The organism is Pseudarthrobacter sp. 902506025, assembly GCF_040702325.1.
In the GTDB taxonomy this organism is placed as follows: Bacteria; Actinomycetota; Actinomycetes; order Actinomycetales; family Micrococcaceae; genus Arthrobacter.
Genome location: NZ_JBFBKW010000005.1, coordinates 104878 through 120097 on the forward strand (window position 1 = coordinate 104878; position 15220 = coordinate 120097).

Annotated in this window: 18 protein-coding genes; 9 read left to right on the forward strand and 9 right to left on the reverse strand. The window is 67.4% G+C overall.

Annotated elements, in window-relative coordinates; all coding sequences use genetic code 11:
• Positions 1–44: 44 nt before the first annotated feature.
• Positions 45–308: a WXG100 family type VII secretion target gene (locus AB0280_RS11710; RefSeq protein ID WP_110545130.1), complete on the reverse strand. Its 264-nt coding sequence runs from the start codon at positions 306–308 to the stop codon at positions 45–47.
• A gap of 213 nt (positions 309–521) precedes the next feature.
• Here AB0280_RS11710 and AB0280_RS11715 point away from each other — a divergent pair, with 213 nt between their 5' ends.
• Positions 522–794 (forward strand): DUF2277 domain-containing protein, encoded by a 273-nt coding sequence (locus AB0280_RS11715; protein ID WP_224023850.1) that lies wholly within the window; start codon positions 522–524, stop codon positions 792–794.
• A 29-nt stretch (positions 795–823) separates the two neighbouring features.
• Here the strand turns inward: AB0280_RS11715 and AB0280_RS11720 are convergent, their stop codons facing one another.
• From AB0280_RS11720 to AB0280_RS11745, 6 genes are all read right to left on the reverse strand, one after another.
• A complete protein-coding gene (locus AB0280_RS11720) occupies positions 824–3106 on the reverse strand; it encodes a heavy metal translocating P-type ATPase (RefSeq protein ID WP_307490815.1) in 2283 nt (760 codons plus the stop codon).
• Between the two features lie 28 nt (positions 3107–3134).
• Positions 3135–3374 carry a heavy-metal-associated domain-containing protein gene (locus tag AB0280_RS11725; protein WP_307490817.1) on the reverse strand — a complete coding sequence of 80 codons (240 nt, stop codon included), beginning with the start codon at positions 3372–3374 and terminating at the stop codon, positions 3135–3137.
• A gap of 52 nt (positions 3375–3426) precedes the next feature.
• Positions 3427–3786: a metal-sensitive transcriptional regulator gene (locus AB0280_RS11730; RefSeq protein ID WP_159629518.1), complete on the reverse strand. Its 360-nt coding sequence runs from the start codon at positions 3784–3786 to the stop codon at positions 3427–3429.
• Positions 3787–4084: 298 nt separating this feature from the next.
• Positions 4085–4594 (reverse strand): universal stress protein, encoded by a 510-nt coding sequence (locus AB0280_RS11735; RefSeq protein ID WP_224023842.1) that lies wholly within the window; start codon positions 4592–4594, stop codon positions 4085–4087.
• Positions 4595–4674: 80 nt separating this feature from the next.
• Positions 4675–5430 (reverse strand): class F sortase, encoded by a 756-nt coding sequence (locus tag AB0280_RS11740; protein WP_366367302.1) that lies wholly within the window; start codon positions 5428–5430, stop codon positions 4675–4677.
• Positions 5431–5535: 105 nt separating this feature from the next.
• The gene (locus AB0280_RS11745; protein ID WP_366367304.1) at positions 5536–6300 is read right to left on the reverse strand and encodes a hypothetical protein; all 765 of its coding nucleotides are present in this window, start codon (positions 6298–6300) and stop codon (positions 5536–5538) included.
• 277 nt (positions 6301–6577) lie between these two features.
• Between AB0280_RS11745 and AB0280_RS11750 the strand changes: the two genes are divergently transcribed.
• The 8 genes from AB0280_RS11750 to AB0280_RS11785 all read left to right on the forward strand — a co-directional run bounded on the left by AB0280_RS11750 (position 6578) and on the right by AB0280_RS11785 (position 13099).
• On the forward strand, positions 6578–6778 hold the full coding sequence (locus tag AB0280_RS11750) for a hypothetical protein (protein ID WP_366367305.1): 201 nt from the start codon (positions 6578–6580) through the stop codon (positions 6776–6778).
• Positions 6779–6850: 72 nt separating this feature from the next.
• Positions 6851–7960 (forward strand): WD40/YVTN/BNR-like repeat-containing protein, encoded by a 1110-nt coding sequence (locus tag AB0280_RS11755; RefSeq protein ID WP_366367307.1) that lies wholly within the window; start codon positions 6851–6853, stop codon positions 7958–7960.
• Entirely contained in the window at positions 7953–8240 is a 288-nt protein-coding gene (locus AB0280_RS11760; RefSeq protein ID WP_159629530.1) for a MoaD/ThiS family protein, read from the forward strand. The genes AB0280_RS11755 and AB0280_RS11760 overlap by 8 nt, the downstream gene beginning before the upstream one ends.
• A gap of 134 nt (positions 8241–8374) precedes the next feature.
• Positions 8375–9157 carry an ABC transporter ATP-binding protein gene (locus AB0280_RS11765; RefSeq protein ID WP_159629532.1) on the forward strand — a complete coding sequence of 261 codons (783 nt, stop codon included), beginning with the start codon at positions 8375–8377 and terminating at the stop codon, positions 9155–9157.
• On the forward strand, positions 9144–9854 hold the full coding sequence (locus tag AB0280_RS11770; RefSeq protein ID WP_366367308.1) for an ABC transporter ATP-binding protein: 711 nt from the start codon (positions 9144–9146) through the stop codon (positions 9852–9854). The genes AB0280_RS11765 and AB0280_RS11770 overlap by 14 nt, the downstream gene beginning before the upstream one ends.
• A 4-nt stretch (positions 9855–9858) precedes the next feature.
• Positions 9859–10740: a branched-chain amino acid ABC transporter permease gene (locus AB0280_RS11775; protein WP_159629536.1), complete on the forward strand. Its 882-nt coding sequence runs from the start codon at positions 9859–9861 to the stop codon at positions 10738–10740.
• Positions 10740–11846 carry a branched-chain amino acid ABC transporter permease gene (locus AB0280_RS11780; RefSeq protein WP_307490834.1) on the forward strand — a complete coding sequence of 369 codons (1107 nt, stop codon included), beginning with the start codon at positions 10740–10742 and terminating at the stop codon, positions 11844–11846. The genes AB0280_RS11775 and AB0280_RS11780 overlap by 1 nt, the downstream gene beginning before the upstream one ends.
• Positions 11843–13099 carry an ABC transporter substrate-binding protein gene (locus AB0280_RS11785; RefSeq protein ID WP_224023830.1) on the forward strand — a complete coding sequence of 419 codons (1257 nt, stop codon included), beginning with the start codon at positions 11843–11845 and terminating at the stop codon, positions 13097–13099. Before AB0280_RS11780 ends, AB0280_RS11785 begins: the two co-directional genes overlap by 4 nt.
• A 16-nt stretch (positions 13100–13115) precedes the next feature.
• On the opposite strand, the gene AB0280_RS11790 is transcribed toward AB0280_RS11785, so the two are convergent.
• Positions 13116–13736: a PadR family transcriptional regulator gene (locus AB0280_RS11790; protein WP_366367309.1), complete on the reverse strand. Its 621-nt coding sequence runs from the start codon at positions 13734–13736 to the stop codon at positions 13116–13118.
• Between the two features lie 69 nt (positions 13737–13805).
• Positions 13806–15218 (reverse strand): vanillate/3-O-methylgallate O-demethylase, encoded by a 1413-nt coding sequence (gene ligM / locus AB0280_RS11795; protein WP_275181663.1) that lies wholly within the window; start codon positions 15216–15218, stop codon positions 13806–13808.
• Positions 15219–15220: the final 2 nt, after the last annotated feature.

The window sequence follows — 15220 nt, forward strand, 5'->3', positions numbered from 1 at the left end:
AGGGACACCGGTTGGTGTCCCTGCCCCCGCCAGCGGCGGTAAGCCTAGTGGGAGGCCTGGCTCTGCTCTTCAGCGTTGCGCTTGGCCTGCGAGCCGGCTTCCTTCAGTGCCTCGGCAACCTTGGTGAGCATCGCGGTGTGGGTACCGGACCACTCGTTGCGGAACTTGGTTGCGTCCGGGCCTTCCCAGTTGGTGCTGCTCAGAACCTTGGTGAGAGTGGACTTCTGCGTCTCGATCTCGGACGCCCCTGCCTGAAGCTTGCTGCCGAGCTGGCGAAGCTGCTCAACGTCTGCACCCCAAATAGCCATCAGTTTCTCCTTGTTAGGTTGTGGATCCGAACCAGATCGGCATCCCCAGCGGCCCCCCGGCTCATCCGGAATATCCATTGCCTAAAACCTATCCCGGGCCCCCAAACAGTGTCGATGGGCAGCCCTGCCCATGCCGGGCTCCCCATGGACGCCGGGTGGAGACCATGAAAAAAGGGGTCGATCCCAGGCGTTGGAAGAGCCTAGCATGGCGGTATGTGCCGGAATATCCGAACCCTCCACAACTTCGAGCCACACGCCACATCCGAGGAAGTGCATGCGGCCGCACTGCAGTATGTCCGCAAGATCAGCGGCAGCACCAAGCCGTCAAAGGCCAACCAGGAGGCCTTTGACGACGCCGTGCATGAGATCGCGCACATCACGCAGCATCTGCTGGATGCGCTGGTGACGCAGGCCCCGCCCAAGGACAGGGAGGCGGAGGCGGCCAAGGCCAAGGCGCGTGCCGCGGTGCGGTACGGCGCGGCCTGAGCCCCCGCCCGCACCCGCCGGGACTGCGGCTACTTGCCGAAGCTCCGCAGCCGCAGCGAGTTGGTCACCACCAGGACCGAGCTGGCGGCCATGGCGGCGCCGGCGATCATCGGATTGAGCAGCCCCAGGGCGGCCACCGGGATACCCACCGCGTTGTAGAAGAACGCCCAGAACAGGTTGGTCTTGATGGTGCCCAGGGTCTTCCGGGACAGCTCAATGGCCTGCGCCACCTGGGCGAGGTCGTTGCCCATCACCGTCAGGTCCGCGGCTTCGATGGCCACATCCGTGCCCGACCCCATCGCAATTCCCAAGTCGGCCTGCGCCAGCGCCGCAGCGTCATTGACGCCGTCGCCGGCCGTGGCCACCGTGGCACCGCCGGCCTGGAGCTTCCGTACTGCCTCGACCTTTCCTTCGGGCAGGACGCCGGCGTAGACATCGTCCGGAGCGATGCCGACGGCGGCAGCCACCCGGGCGGCCACGGCGGCGTTGTCACCGGTCAGCAGGATGGGCCGCAGGCCCAGTGCCTTCAGCCGGGCGACGGCGGCCGCGGACCCCGCCTTGACGGTGTCCCTGAGGCTGATGATTCCGGCGGCTTTCCCGTCCACGGCGACGCAGATGGCCGTTGCGCCGCCCTCTTCTGCCGATGCGAGCGTGGCCTGCTGGGCGGCGTCCAGAATGATCCCGTTCTGCTCCAGCCAGCCGCGCCGCCCGGCCATCACGGCCCTGCCCTCAACGGTTCCCGACACTCCGCCGCCCGGCGCGGAACTGAAACCCTGCACGGATGGCAACGTGCCGGCGCCGGCCGTGGCGCCCGTGGACGGGACCGCGGCAGCTGCGGCAGCGATGGCGCGGGCCACCGGGTGCTCGGAGGCTGCCTCGACGGCTCCGGCAAGCCGGAGGACGGCCCCGTCCTGGAAACCGGTGAAGGCTGCCGTGGCGTCCACGGCCAGGACGCCGGTGGTGACCGTGCCTGTCTTGTCCAGCAGGATGGTGTCCACGGTGCGGGTGTCCTCCAGGACCTGCGGGCCCTTGATCAGGATGCCCAGCTGCGCGCCGCGGCCGGTGCCGGTCAGCAGGCCTACCGGCGTGGCCAAGCCGAGTGCGCAGGGGCAGGCAATGACAAGCACGGCGACGGCGGCCGTAAAGGCCTGCCGAAGGTTGTCGCCGTCAGCGGCGGGGCCTGCGAGGAGGAGCCAGAGCACGAACGTCACGACCGCCAGTGCCAGGACCACCGGCACGAAGACGGCACTGATCCGGTCGGCGAGCCGCGCGATGGGCGCCTTCCCGGTCTGGGCCTGCGACACCAGCCGCGCCATCTGGGCAAGGGTGGTTTCGGAACCAACCCGGGTAGCCCGGACCAGCAGGCGGCCGGACGTGCTGATGGTGGCGCCGGTGACACGGCTGTCCGGCCCCACCTCCACGGGGACTGATTCACCCGTCACCAGCGAGGCGTCAACGGCCGAGGCGCCGTCCACCACCACGCCGTCCGTGGCGATCTTCTCTCCCGGGCGGACCACCAGGACGTCGCCCACCTGCAGCAGGTCGGCGGGGATCCTCTCTTCCTTGCCGTTGCGCAGGACCGTGGCATCCTTGGCGCCCAGGTTCAGCAGTGCCTGGAGGGCGTCACCGGCCTTCTGCTTGGCATTGGCCTCCAGGTACCGGCCCAGGAGCAGGAAGGTGGTGACAACGGCCGCCACCTCGAAGTACAGGCCGCCGGACATGCCCTCCATGCCAGGGTGCTCAGTCATGCGGGGATCCGCCAGCAGCTGCCAGGCCGAGAACAGGTACGCTGAGGCGACCCCGAGGGACACCAGGGTGTCCATGGTGGAGGCGAAGTGCCGCGCGTTGATGGCGGCCGCGCGGTGGAAGGGCCACGCGGCCCACGTGACCACCGGCAGCGCCAGCACCGCCGCCACCCAGCCCCAGTTGGCGAACTGGAACGCCGGGACCATGCTGACCAGGAACACCGGGACGGTCAGGACTGCGGCCAGGATGAGGCGCGGGCGGAGCAGGGATGCAGGGATTGCAGCGGGCTCAGCCGCGGTGCCGGCTTCCGGGCCTGCGGGGCGCTGCTGGCGTACCCGGGCCTTGTAGCCGGCGGCGTTGACCGTATCCACCAGCTGCTCGTCGGTGACGCCGTCCGGGACCGTGACGTAGGCCGACTCGAGTGGCAGGTTGACGGTTGCAGCCACGCCGTCGAGCTTGCCGAGCTTCTTCTCCACGCGGTTGACGCAGGACGCGCAGGTCATCCCCTCGATGTCGAGTTCGACGACGCGGGTGCCCGGCGGGTGGAGCAGTTCCTGGTGGCTCATTGTCAGCTTTCCGGTGGTGGAAGGATTTCTAGGCTTCGTTGGCAACCACCAGGTAGCCGGCTTCGGCTACGGCTTCGCCGATTTCCGCGGGGGAGAGTTCCCTGCCTGAAGTGATGGTCACCGTGGAGATGCCGCCGGCGTTCAGGTCCACGGCCACTGCTTCAACGCCGTCGATGGCTTCGAGTTCTTCGCTGACTGCCGACACGCAGTGTCCGCAGGTCATGCCCGAGACGCTGATGGTTGTGGTGGTGGGTGAGGTGGTGCTCATGGCTTGCTCCTTCATGTGGTGCCGGCGGTGGCCGGGTTGGTGTGGGGGTGTGTCAGCGAAGCAGCCGGCCGATGGCGTCGGCAGCTTCCTTTACCTTGGCATCGATGGCTTCTGCGCGTGCGTCGGGGTCCGGCTCGGAGGCCGCCCCCACCACGCAGTGGCCGATGTGTTCCTCGACCAGCCCCAGGCTGACGGCGTGGAGGGCCTTGGTGACGGCGGCAACCTGGGTCAGGATGTCGATGCAGTACTTGTCCTCATCCACCATCCGGGCAATGCCCCGCACCTGGCCCTCAATCCGCTTCAGGCGCCGCAGGTATGCGTCCTTGTTACCCGTGTACCCGTGCTGTGGGGCAGCGCCATCCTCCACAGCCGGCTGTTCGGCGGCCGCAACGGCTTCTTCGGTAGCGTTCATGGAGCCAACATATACCCCTTGGGGGTATCAATGCAAGTACCCCCTGGGGGTATCTGCAGAAGGGCCGCGGCACACGCAAGGCCCGGTCCGTCAGGGCATAAAAAAGCTCCGGAGTGCGTTATTGGGGGATACGCACTCCGGAGCAGCTCTTGGGCAATTCCGGCTTCCACCTGGGTGGATCGGCCTTGCTTGAATCAGCTTACTGGCTGGTACGGGACTGCGCCAGCACCGCGAATAACTACTTTCGCTTTACTTTAATCACGCCCGGAACGGAGGCATTTTGCCCTGGATGCGCCGGTCATGGCCGGTCCTCATGTGCGGGCATCCGGTAGGGAACCACCAGCACCGGCCGGCTTTGATGGTGGCTGAGCCACGCCCCAACGGACCCACCCAAAGCCTCGGAAAGGCGATGGGACAATCCACGTTCCGAGGTTCCCACGATGATCATGGGGGCATCCACTTCCGCGGCCAGCTGTCCCAGCGCACGGGCTGCGTCGCCCGTAAGGGTGCGGAAGGACCAGTCAGGGGGGCTGCCACCGGGCAGCTTGTCCACGGTGGCCTGGACCTGTGCTTTGAGCTCCGTTGCGAGTTCCAGCATGTCGTCATCAGCGTCCGGGTGCCGGGAAAGGCGGTGGGCGGAGCGGGCCGGATCCCACTCCACGAGGTAGCTGGCTTCGTCCACGTACGCGCAGACCAAGGGGGCGCCCAGCCGGGCAGCCAGGGTGGCTGCGGTCTGGATGACCTCCGGGTGCTGTTTGGGCATGATTCCCACCAGCAGCGGGGCCCCGTCGAAATGTTCCCACGTCATGCTGCCCATTGTCCGCCCGCCCAAGGCCGCCTGAACAGGTACGTTAGGCCCGGGCAGGTCCCGGAGCGCCGGGCCCGGAGCTAGGGAACTGCGGGGTAGGCGGTGACAACCACGTTCCTGCCCCACGGATCTTCCGTGTAGCAGCTGATGAGGACCAGCCGGTTGGGCACCATGTCCCAGACCGGGCTGTCCTTGAGGCCGGTCTTCAGGTAGGTCGTGACGCTGTCCACGCGGTAGCTGATGGTTCCGGCCGGAGTCTGGACATCAAGCAGGTCGCCAATGGCCGCGGCGGAACTGAGGTGGTTGAACGGGGCGTCCGCGCCCTCCCAGCTGTGGCCGATGACGTAGGTGGTGTTGCCGGAGCCCTTCCCGGGGGTGCCGAAGGCCGTGAGCCAGTACCCGTCCTTGGTGGCAGGGGGTTCTATGGTGCGGCTGGCCTGGGCTTCTCCGTCCAGGTCCAGGGGTTGGACGGCTACGTCAAAGGCGGCGGCCGGGTAACGGATATGGATTGGCTGGGCAGCCGGGGGAAGGGCAGGTGTTGCCGCCGCCGGACGGGCCGGAGCCTGGGCGGCCGCCGCTGCCGGCTGTGGCACACCGGTTTCCGCTATCGGGGCCGCTGCCCCGGCAGGCGCCGCGGCGGCGCGGACGCCGAGAGTCGAAGTGGAGATGCCGGGGACGGTCATTACGGGTGCCTCGTGGAAGAGGGGTGCGCCCGCCGTAAACGACAGGAAGGTGAGGACGCCGCAGCAAAGGATGGCCAGATCGCCGCTGTTCCACCGCTGCCAGGTGGCGATGCGTCGCCCTGGCGCTGCGTGCCGGCGTCGGTCCTGTGGCATGGCATTTCCTCACGGGTGGTCGGTGAAAAGGAAGGAAGGCGCCCTGCCGGGCACTGGCAGGACGCCTTCCTTGTCGGGAAGCCACGGGAAGTGGCGGATGGCGGGCTAGCCGGCGGTGTGCAGTGGGCGTGGCCGGCGGCGTACTGCCACTGCTGCTCCTGCGGCAGCCAGCGCTCCCACACCTGCAAGCCAGCCGGGCGCGCCGTCGGCGGCGCCCACAGCCGTCTGGGCGTTGTAGCCCTGGTTGGTTCCCACGCTGGCGGCCGCTGCGGCGGGGGCTGCCTTGGGAGCGGCGGCGGCCTGCTGGGCAGGGGTTGCCTGGGCGGGTACGGCTGCCGGTGCCACCGCTGCCGGTGCCACTGCGGCCGGTGGCACCACCGCAGGGGTTTCCGCAACAGGGCTCTCCGCTGGAGGCTGCACCGCGGGTTGTTCCACGGGCTTGTCCACGACGACGGGCGTTTCGTTGGCCGGGGGAGTCACCGCCGGCGGTTGCTCAGCTGGCGGCGTGACCACGGGAGGGTCGACGACGGCGGGCGGGGTAACGACCGGCGGCGTGACGGGAGGATCGACGACGACCGGCGGATCCACGGGATCGAGCACCTCGCCGGGCGGCAGCGGCGCGCACTTGGCGACGTAAAGTGCCTTTCCGGCGCTGGTCCAGTTCTTGCCCGGCGATTTGGACGTCGGCGGAATGATGTCCAGCGGATGCTGGTCGTGGCCGCCAAGCCCATTGATGCTGAATTCCAATGGTGCCCAGGTGCTGCCGTCGCTGTGGCAAACGGTGACTTTCTCTCCCGCGGCCATGGCGGGCGCCGTGAGGCTGATCAGGCCGAGCCCAACCACCCCCAGTGTGGCTAAGGTGCGTTTCATGATTTCTCCCCATATATGTGTGAAACGGACCATGGCGGGGACGTACCAGCGGTGGCGCCGTATGCCCCAGCAGCACGGTCAGCTTGCCTTGAGATTTCAGGCTAGGGGCGCCGCCCGGGGCAGTCGCCAGTAGGGGGTACTTGTCTTTCACCGGGGCAGGCCTGCCAAGTTACCTGCCAGTACCCTAAAGCCGGGCCGCGCCACCTGCTTTCCGCGCCGGACCTTGTCCGCCGGGTGGGCCGCGCCTAACGTTTTAAGTGAAGCAAGGAGGGGAATCGTGGAAATCTTCATGTGGTGGCTGGACCTGGACCTCGCCAGCAAGGAGTGGCTGCGCCAAAACCTCCATGCAGAGGAACTGCCGCTTCCGGTGCTCCAGGGGATCGCAGAGGCGGGCGGTCCGCACCCCGGCAACCCCGCTGCTGTACTGACCGCCGCGGACTGGGACTTCATCGAGACCCAGTCGGAATTCGTGGACTGACCCCCAACCGCCGGCAGTTCGGGAGCTGAAGGGGGCCTGTACCCGTTGCGCCTTGGCCACTGCGGTGGTTGCATGGTCCGCATGGCAACGGCGGCAGAATCATTCCTCCTGGCAATCGGCACCAAGAAAGGGCTGTGGCTCGCCACAAGCCCGGACAGGCGGGAGTGGTCCTTCACCGGCCCGCATTTCCTCATGGCTGAAATCCCCAGCATCGGAATCGATACCAGGGAGGGCCGCACCCGCATCCTGGTGGGCGTCCGCAGCCCGCACTGGGGGCCCACGGTTGCACACTCCGATGACCTGGGCGCCACGTGGTCCGAGCCGGAACATGGTGCCATCACGTTTCCCGAGGACACCGGCGCCGCCCTGGACCGTGTGTGGCAGATCCACCCGGACGCAGAGTCCCGTCCCGGGGTGGTGTGGGCCGGCGCCGAGCCCATCTCCGTCTGGAAGTCCACGGACGGCGGCGAGCACTTCGAGTTGAACCGGGGCCTGTGGGACCACCCGCACCGCAGTGAATGGGGAGCCGGCTATGGCGGTGCAGCGGCACATTCGATCGTGGTGGACCCTGCCGGTGAAACCGTGCACGTCGCCATGAGCACCGGCGGCGTGTACCGCTCGCTCGACGGCGGCACGTCCTGGGAAGCGCGCAACAAGGGCATCTCGGCCTACTTCATGCCGGACCCCAACCCGGAGTTCGGCCAGTGCGTTCACAAGATCGCTGCCGATGCCGCGGTGGCAGGACGCCTCTACGCGCAGAATCACCACGGGGTCTACCGGACAGACGACAATGCCGACAGCTGGAACTCCATCGCCGAGGGCCTGCCCGCGGACTTCGGCTTCGTGATGTTGACGCATCCGCGCCGGGACGGCACCGCCTGGGTTGTTCCGCTGAAGGCCGACGGCGAACGCATTCCTCCCGACGGAAAGCTCGCCGTCCACCGCACGGACGACGCCGGGAACAGCTGGAAGCGGCTCAGCACCGGACTCCCCGGGCACGAATACAACAGCGTGCTCAGGGACGCCGCCTCGGTGGACACGGCCGAACCCGCCGGCGTCTACTTCGGCACCCGGGGCGGGTCCGTCTACGCGAGTGCCGACGAAGGGGAGACTTTCAGTGAAGTGGCATCGCACCTGCCGGACGTCCTCTGCGTCCGGGCGGCAGTGGTGGCCGGTGCCTGAAATCTCGCTGCTGCTTCCCGGTGTCCTGCAGCCGCTGGCCGGCGGGCAGGCCGTCCTATCCACCCGGGCCGACGGGCCGGTGACGGTGGCACACCTGCTTGACGCGGTGGCCGCGGACTATGCCGTGCTGGGCCGGCGGCTCCGCGACGAGACCGGGGCCCTGCGCAAATTCGTCAACATCTATGTGAACGGCGACGAAGTCCGGCGCCTGCAGGGCCTGGACACCGAGGTACAACCCGGCCAGGAAGTGCTGGTGATCCAGTCCGTTGCGGGTGGCTAAGCCGCGCCCGAAGTCCTGACCGCCAAACGATTCCAAAATCGTTGACAATTTCGTCCGCGATCCGTACCGTCGGTTTCGTGCAGTGGTGATCGACTGCACCCATTCCTAGCGATGATGCGACAGGAAGGTACAGGGTGGCCGCGAGCCTGAGCCTCAAGGACGTCAGCCTGCACTTCGGCGGGGTCAAGGTGCTGCAGGACGTCAGTTTCGACGTCGAGCCCGGCGTGATCTTTGGCCTGGTGGGCCCGAACGGTGCCGGCAAGACCTCCCTGTTCAACTGCATCAGCGGCCATTACCGGCCAAGCTCCGGTTCGATTTCCATCGACGGGACCGAGGTTTCCGGGAGCGCCCCGTCCCGGATGGCCCGCCTTGGACTTGCACGCACCTTTCAGCATCCGGCACTGCAGCTGAACGCCACAGTTCTGCAGAACGTGCTCCTCGGAGGGCACACGCGGCTGCCCGGCGGCCCGGTCTCGTGGGCGCTCAGGATGCCCTACACCGTCCGGGCCGAGCGCGCCGTCCGCAGCGAGGCGCTCGAACTCCTCGCCAAGGCCGGGCTGGGCTGGGCGGCGGATGTGCCTGCCGACGAACTCTCCCACGGGCTTCATAAAGGCATCGAGCTGTGGCGGGCCCTTCTTTCCAGGCCCGCACTGCTTCTTCTCGACGAGCCGGCAGCCGGGCTCTCCCACGGGGAAGTTGAACAACTCATCGCCACCGTGAAGCGCCTCCGCGCCGAGCAGGACGTCACCATCATCATCGTGGAGCACCACATGGGACTCATCTCCGCGCTCACGGACCAGGTGGTGGTCCTGGATCACGGGCGGAAGCTGATGTCGGGAACTGCCGCGGAGGCCCAGTCCGATCCGCGCGTCATCGAGGCCTACATTGGGAAGGACGCCGCTGATGACGCTGCTTGAACTCACGGACGTGACAGCGTCCTACGGCCCCGTGCAGGTCCTGGACGGGGTCGCGCTCAGCGTGCCGGACGGCGGGTCCGTGGGCATCCTGGGTGCGAACGGGGCGGGCAAGACCACCACGCTCCGCGCCATCAGCGGCAGCGTCAGGACCGGTGGACGGATCAGGTTCGATGGCCGGGACATCCGGGGCCTGCGGCCGGACCAGGTGGCCGCGCTGGGCATAGCCCACGTGCCCGAGGGCCGGGGCACGCTGGGCCAGCTGAGCGTGCGCGAGAACCTGATGGTGGGCTCCTACCTGCGCAAGGACCGGAAGGCCATCGCCGGCGACATCGACTACTGCCTGTACCTGTTTCCGCAACTGCAGGACAGGGTTGGCTCGCGGGCAGCGGCACTGTCCGGCGGCGAACAACAAATGCTCGCGGTTGGCCGCGCCTTCATGGCCAAACCCAAACTGCTGCTCCTGGACGAAGCCTCGCTGGGGCTGGCGCCGAGCACCGCCAAGACGGTCTACGAGGCCATCCGGCGGCTGCGGCTCGAATCCGGGATCGCCATGCTGGTGGTGGAACAGAATGCGAACCTCGCATTCTCCTTGGTGGACACCGCTACCGTCCTGGAAACGGGCCGGAACGTCCTCACCGGAACCTCGGCCGAACTCAAGGGCATGGACGAAATCCGCCGCGCCTACCTGGGGGGCTGAGCGTATGGGAACCTTCATCCAACTCGTCGTCGACGGCCTGGCCACCGGCTCCATCTACGCCGCCCTGGCCCTGGCCATCGTGCTGGTGAACCAGGCCACCGGCCTGATCAACTTCGCGCAGGGCGGCATGGCTGTGCTGTCCGCCTACATCGCCTACGTTTTCGTGCAGCTCGGCCTGCCGCTCATCCTGGCCATCATCATTGCCATTGTCCTGTCCTTCCTCTTCGGCGCACTGGTGGAACGCTTCCTGATCCGGCGGTTTGAACGGGGGGATCCGGACACCGCAGTGGTGGTGACCATCGGCCTGCTCACCCTGGTCACCGGCATCTGCGCGGTCCTTTGGGGCTACAACAACCTGGGCTTCCCGTCGCTTTTCCCGCTGACCAGCGTTGAAATCCTGGGGGCCGTGGTGAGCGTCAGGTCCCTTGCCACCGCCGTGACCATCGTGGTGATCATGGTGGTCCTGCAGCTGCTCTTCCTGCGCACCAAGCTGGGACTGGCCCTTCGCGCCGTTGCCGACAACCCGGCGTCGGCCGCTTTTTCCGGCTTGCCGGTGGGCCGCCTGCTCATGGTGGGATGGGGACTTGCCGCCACCCTGGGGGCGATTGCCGGCGTCCTGGTGGCTCCGCAGCTGACCCTCACGCCCGGCATGCTGGACACCGCACTGGTCTACGCGCTCGCAGCCGTGATCCTCGGCGGCCTGACCAGCCCCATCGGCTGCGTGGTGGCGGCATCGGCCATCGGTGTCCTGGAAAACCTGGTGGCGGTCTACGTTCCCCTCATTGGCCACGACCTCAAAATCGCCGTGCCCTTCGCGCTGATCTTCGTCATCCTCATCGTTCGTCCCCAGGGCCTGTTCGGCAGAAAGGTCGTGGTGAGGGTCTGATGAACGCCGTTGCCGCCACCGCCCGCAGGCCTTGGGTCCGGATTGTCCTCGCCGCCGTCGTGGCCGTGGTGCTGATCGTGGCCCCGCTGGCCCTGCCGGCCTTTGCGAACCAGACGCTGGTCCGTATCGGCGTCTATGCGGTGGCGGTGCTCGGGCTGAACATCGTCATGGGCTACACAGGCCAGGTCAACCTCGGGCAGATCTTCTTCGTGGGGTTGGGCGCCTATGTCACCGCGTACGGCGTCAACCATGGCTGGAACATCCTGCTGGTGTTCGCCGCCGCCTGCGCCGTTGCCGGCGTGGTGGGGCTGCTGGTGGCCCTTGCCGCCGCCCGCCTGGGCGGCCTTGCCATCGCGATGGTCACCATCGCCCTCCCGATCGTCGGCGTGCCCCTCGCCAAGCGCCTCTCCGAATTTACCGGCGGCTCGCAGGGGATTTCCGCGCGGTTCACGGACGCCCCGGACTGGTCCGGGCTGGACAACGACCAATGGCAGTTCTACATCGTCCTGCTGGTGGCGGCCGCGGCCTTCCTGCTGGCGCGGAGCCTGGTCCGGGGCAAGTACGGGCGGGCATTTGCGGCCGTCCGGGAAAACGAGGCCGTTGCGGCCTCCATGGGCATTTCGCCCTACCGGACCAAGGTCCTCGCCTTCACCATCGCCTCCATCTTCGGCGGTGCCAGCGGCTTCCTGTACCTCGCGGCCGTGCAGTACACCTCGCCTGAGACCCTTAGCTTCGGCCACTCCATCAGCCTCCTGGCCGCGATGGTCATTGGCGGGGCCGGAAGCATCGCCGGTTCCCTCCTGGGAGGCGCCTACTACGTCTTCGTCCCGCAACTGACCAACGCCATTGACCCCAACCTCACCACCATCAGCCAGGGCGCCATCCTTCTGGCGGTGCTGTTCCTGCTGCCCGGCGGCCTGGTCAGCCTGCCCCGGGTGGTGCGGCGGCTGGCCCGCCGGACCGATGCCGCCCGCGGCCGCTCCACCGGCCGTTCCACCGCGGCCCTTCCACCGCAGACCTCCGAGCAGAACGCTCCAGCGCACCATCCGGTACCGGACAGTGCGCTGGATGGACACGAACAAACAGAGAGGCAGGATGGACCATGAAGATGAGAAAGAAGCCCGGCGGGGTACTTGGCATCGTTGCCGTGACGGCCGCCGTCGCGCTTTCCCTGTCCGGATGCAGGGGTGACAGCGGCGGCCAGGGCGGCGGTTCGGCGTCCTCCCCGGGGATCACGGACTCGGCGATCACGCTGGGGATCACCACGCCGCTCAGCGGCGCCACTGCCGGGCCGGGCAAGTGCACGGTCGCCGGGGTCTCGGCGTACTTCGGGGCCGCGAACGCCGCCGGCGGGGTGAAGTTTGGTGACGGCAAGACGCGAACCGTAAACATTAAGTCCTACGACGACGCCTACGACCCACAAAAGTCCCTGGCCAACTTCCAGCAGATGGTGTCCGACAACGTGTTTGCCGCCACCGCGGGCCTGGGGACGCCCACCAACAGGGCATTCCGTGACGCTGCCATCAGCCAGAAGGTCCCGCAGGTGCTGGTGATGACCGGTGACCCGCTCTTCAGCGACCGGAAGCAGAGCCCCTGGCAACTGGGCTTCGTGCCCGTCTACCAGAATGAGGGTGCCGCGTTCGGAAAGCTCCTGGCGAAGTCGGGTGCGCAGCACAAGGTGGCCATCCTGTCGCAGAACGATGACTACGGCAAGGGCTACGTCTCGGGCTTCAAGGAGGCCATCCAGGGGGCGTCCAACATTTCGGTGGTGGGCGAGCAGACCTATGAGGCCACCGACACGTCCGTTGATGCCCAGCTCACCCAGCTGGCCTCCTCCGGGGCGGATGTCTTCTTCAACGCCATGTCCATCACGCCGCTGACCATCGCCTCGTTACAGAAGGCGCAGCAGATCGGCTGGAAGCCCAGCTGGTTCCTACCCTCCAACACGTCCAGCCCCACAGCGATCCTCGAACCGGGTGGCGCCTCCGCCTACCCCGGCATCTACTCAGTGTCCTTTGCGAAGGCACCGCAGAGCCCGGCGTTCGCCAAGGACCCCGACGTCGTCAAATTCCTCGACGAACTGAAGAAGTACGGAAACTACCCGGACATGCCGGCCTTCCCGCACTGCATGTGGAGCTACATGGTGGGGGCCACCCTTGAAAAGGCGTTCCAGAACATGAAGGAGCCCACGCGGGACAGCTTCATGACGGCGCTGCGGGATATCAAGGACCTAAAGGCGCCACTGATGCTGGAGGGCACGTCGGTCAACACGACGGTGGATGGCCAGCCGGCCGTGTCCTCGGTGGTGGTGCAGAAGTACAACGGCAAGGGCTATGCAACTGCCGAGAACTTTGGCTGATCAGCCCCGGGTCTGATCAGCTCCGGGCGGCGCTTGGCACTGGCCTCGTGCCGCCCGAAGCTTCCAGGGCGTCCATCAGTTCCAGCCCGCGCCGGGCCCACGCGATCTCCACAAGCGCCCGGTCCACCAGGCCCTCGTAGGTGAACCTTTTAAAAGCGATGGTCCGTTCGCGGTCGGCCGGATCGGTCACGGCCAGGCGGCGCACCAGCATTGGGTTGTCCACCTGGTCGATGCGCTGGAGCTCACCCTCCCATTGGGCGAGTTCGGACTCCCATTGCTCCTTGTGCCGGCGGAAGAACGCACGGGCGGCCTCCGGCGACGCCGCTTCAAGGTAGGCGGCCCGCAGGTGGGCGGGGTCGCGGACCCGGGCGTACTCCAAGGGCGTCTGCATCCAGTCGAGGAAGGCCTGGTTTCCGGTATCCGTCACGTGGTACAGCCGCCGCGTGGCGCGCTGGCCCCGGGGCTGCTCCTCACCTTCGATGAGGTTTTCCGCCTCCATCTTGCGCAGCTCGGGGTAGATCTGCGAGTCGGGCGCGTGCCACACGTGCCCCACCGACATGGAGAACTGCTTCTGCAGTTCGTAGCCTGACAGCGGGCCCACGCGCAGCAGCGCAAGCAGCGCGTACCGAAGGCTCATGCGGTACTCCTCCAAGGGCTCAAGGAAGGTGCGGGGGCGCCTGCGCCCCCGCACTCCGGGGTCCCCAGCCTAGGCCGACTGGTAGTTCGTCCGCCACCCGCCGTGGTACGTGGCGCGCGCCACGGTGGAGTAGGGCACGGGGCTGACCACGGCCCGCACTTCAGTCTGCACATGGGGTTCGACGGCGGCCTTGGCGGTTCCGCCATTCGGCTCACCCCACACGACCTTCAGTTCCGTGCCTTCCGGGACGTTGGGATCGATGGTGGCCAGCGACAGGGCCCGGCGTTCGTTGGCGCTGTAGCCGGTGAACATCGAGTAGCCCACCACCGTTCCGTCGGCGTCCACCACCGAGTCGTAGTTGGCCGAGCCGTAGTTTGCCAGGGGCAGGTCAAAGAACTTGTAGCTGGGTCCGTCCACGTTGAACAGCGACGCGAAGATGGAGGTGACATCTTCCGCGTCCCAGGCCAGGGTGACCTTCTTGCGCTGGGCGGCGGGGTCGATTTTCTGGAGTGCGTCGCGGCCAATGAAGTCGTGGTCGAACTTGACGAACGAGCCGTAGCCCAGCTCCCACGGGGTCAGGTAGTAGTCCTCGATGTTCCCGGACACAAACGAGCCCGCCAGGGTCCCGGTGGCTTCGTAGCCGTCAGCGGGCAGCCATTCGCGGTAGCCGCGCTCCGCTTCGCCGGTGTAGATGGCGGGCAGCGGCGACGGGATCCAGCCGGACTCGAGGGTGTTGGACGGGTACGCCCGGGAACCGACGGGGACCAGCCCGAACTCGGCTCCGGCCTCCACGATCGCGTCGCGGATGCGGTCGTGGTCCGCGTACGGTCCCCACACCTCCAGGCCCGGTGCGCCGGCCATCCCGTGCCGCAGGGTGCGGACGGTGGTGCCGGCGATGGCCATGGTGGACATGTTGAAGAACTTGAGCTGCTCCAGTGCGCCGCCGTTGAGCTTTTCGATGACCTGCCAGGCATTGGGCCCCTGGATCTGGAAGCGGTAGTACTGGCGGGTCACGGGGTGGCCGTACGGCCGCGACGGTGAGCGCCGGTCCACAGTGATGTCCAGGTCCCGGTAGCCGCCCGTCTCGCCGTGGTAGAGCAGCCAGTTGGCCGCCGGGGACCGACCGACGTACACGTATTCGTCCTCCGCCTCGTGGAAGAGGATGCCGTCGCCGATCACGTGCCCGGACTCGGTGGTGGGCACGTACTGCTTGGCTTTGTTCACCGGGAAGGTGGCGGTGGAGTTGATGGCGGTGGCGGTGATCAGCTTGATCGCGTCCGGGCCCTTCAGGAACAGGTTGTCCATGTGGTGCGACTGGTCGTACAGCACGGCCGTCTGCCGCCACGCGGTCTGCTCCTTGATCCAGTTCTGGAAGTCGGCCGGGACCACCGGGTAGATGTAGGAGCCGATCTGGGAGTTGCGGAGGAGGTCAACCGCCCCCTTCGACGCGTCGAGGACTTCCTGCAGGTTTTTCGGTGCCACGT

What these genes read in the sequence shown, in the direction of transcription:
- AB0280_RS11730 (WP_159629518.1), bottom strand. Translation starts at nt 3,786, where the DNA reads ATGAACGCTACCGAAGAAGCCGTTGCGGCCGCCGAACAGCCGGCTGTG.
- AB0280_RS11745 (WP_366367304.1), bottom strand. Translation starts at nt 6,300, where the DNA reads ATGAAACGCACCTTAGCCACACTGGGGGTGGTTGGGCTCGGCCTGATC.
- AB0280_RS11740 (WP_366367302.1), bottom strand. Translation starts at nt 5,430, where the DNA reads ATGCCACAGGACCGACGCCGGCACGCAGCGCCAGGGCGACGCATCGCC.
- AB0280_RS11735 (WP_224023842.1), bottom strand. Translation starts at nt 4,594, where the DNA reads ATGACGTGGGAACATTTCGACGGGGCCCCGCTGCTGGTGGGAATCATG.
- AB0280_RS11720 (WP_307490815.1), bottom strand. Translation starts at nt 3,106, where the DNA reads ATGAGCCACCAGGAACTGCTCCACCCGCCGGGCACCCGCGTCGTCGAA.
- AB0280_RS11770 (WP_366367308.1), top strand. Translation starts at nt 9,144, where the DNA reads ATGACGCTGCTTGAACTCACGGACGTGACAGCGTCCTACGGCCCCGTG.
- AB0280_RS11710 (WP_110545130.1), bottom strand. Translation starts at nt 308, where the DNA reads ATGGCTATTTGGGGTGCAGACGTTGAGCAGCTTCGCCAGCTCGGCAGC.
- AB0280_RS11785 (WP_224023830.1), top strand. Translation starts at nt 11,843, where the DNA reads ATGAAGATGAGAAAGAAGCCCGGCGGGGTACTTGGCATCGTTGCCGTG.
- AB0280_RS11725 (WP_307490817.1), bottom strand. Translation starts at nt 3,374, where the DNA reads ATGAGCACCACCTCACCCACCACCACAACCATCAGCGTCTCGGGCATG.
- AB0280_RS11715 (WP_224023850.1), top strand. Translation starts at nt 522, where the DNA reads ATGTGCCGGAATATCCGAACCCTCCACAACTTCGAGCCACACGCCACA.
- AB0280_RS11755 (WP_366367307.1), top strand. Translation starts at nt 6,851, where the DNA reads ATGGTCCGCATGGCAACGGCGGCAGAATCATTCCTCCTGGCAATCGGC.
- AB0280_RS11780 (WP_307490834.1), top strand. Translation starts at nt 10,740, where the DNA reads ATGAACGCCGTTGCCGCCACCGCCCGCAGGCCTTGGGTCCGGATTGTC.
- AB0280_RS11775 (WP_159629536.1), top strand. Translation starts at nt 9,859, where the DNA reads ATGGGAACCTTCATCCAACTCGTCGTCGACGGCCTGGCCACCGGCTCC.
- AB0280_RS11790 (WP_366367309.1), bottom strand. Translation starts at nt 13,736, where the DNA reads ATGAGCCTTCGGTACGCGCTGCTTGCGCTGCTGCGCGTGGGCCCGCTG.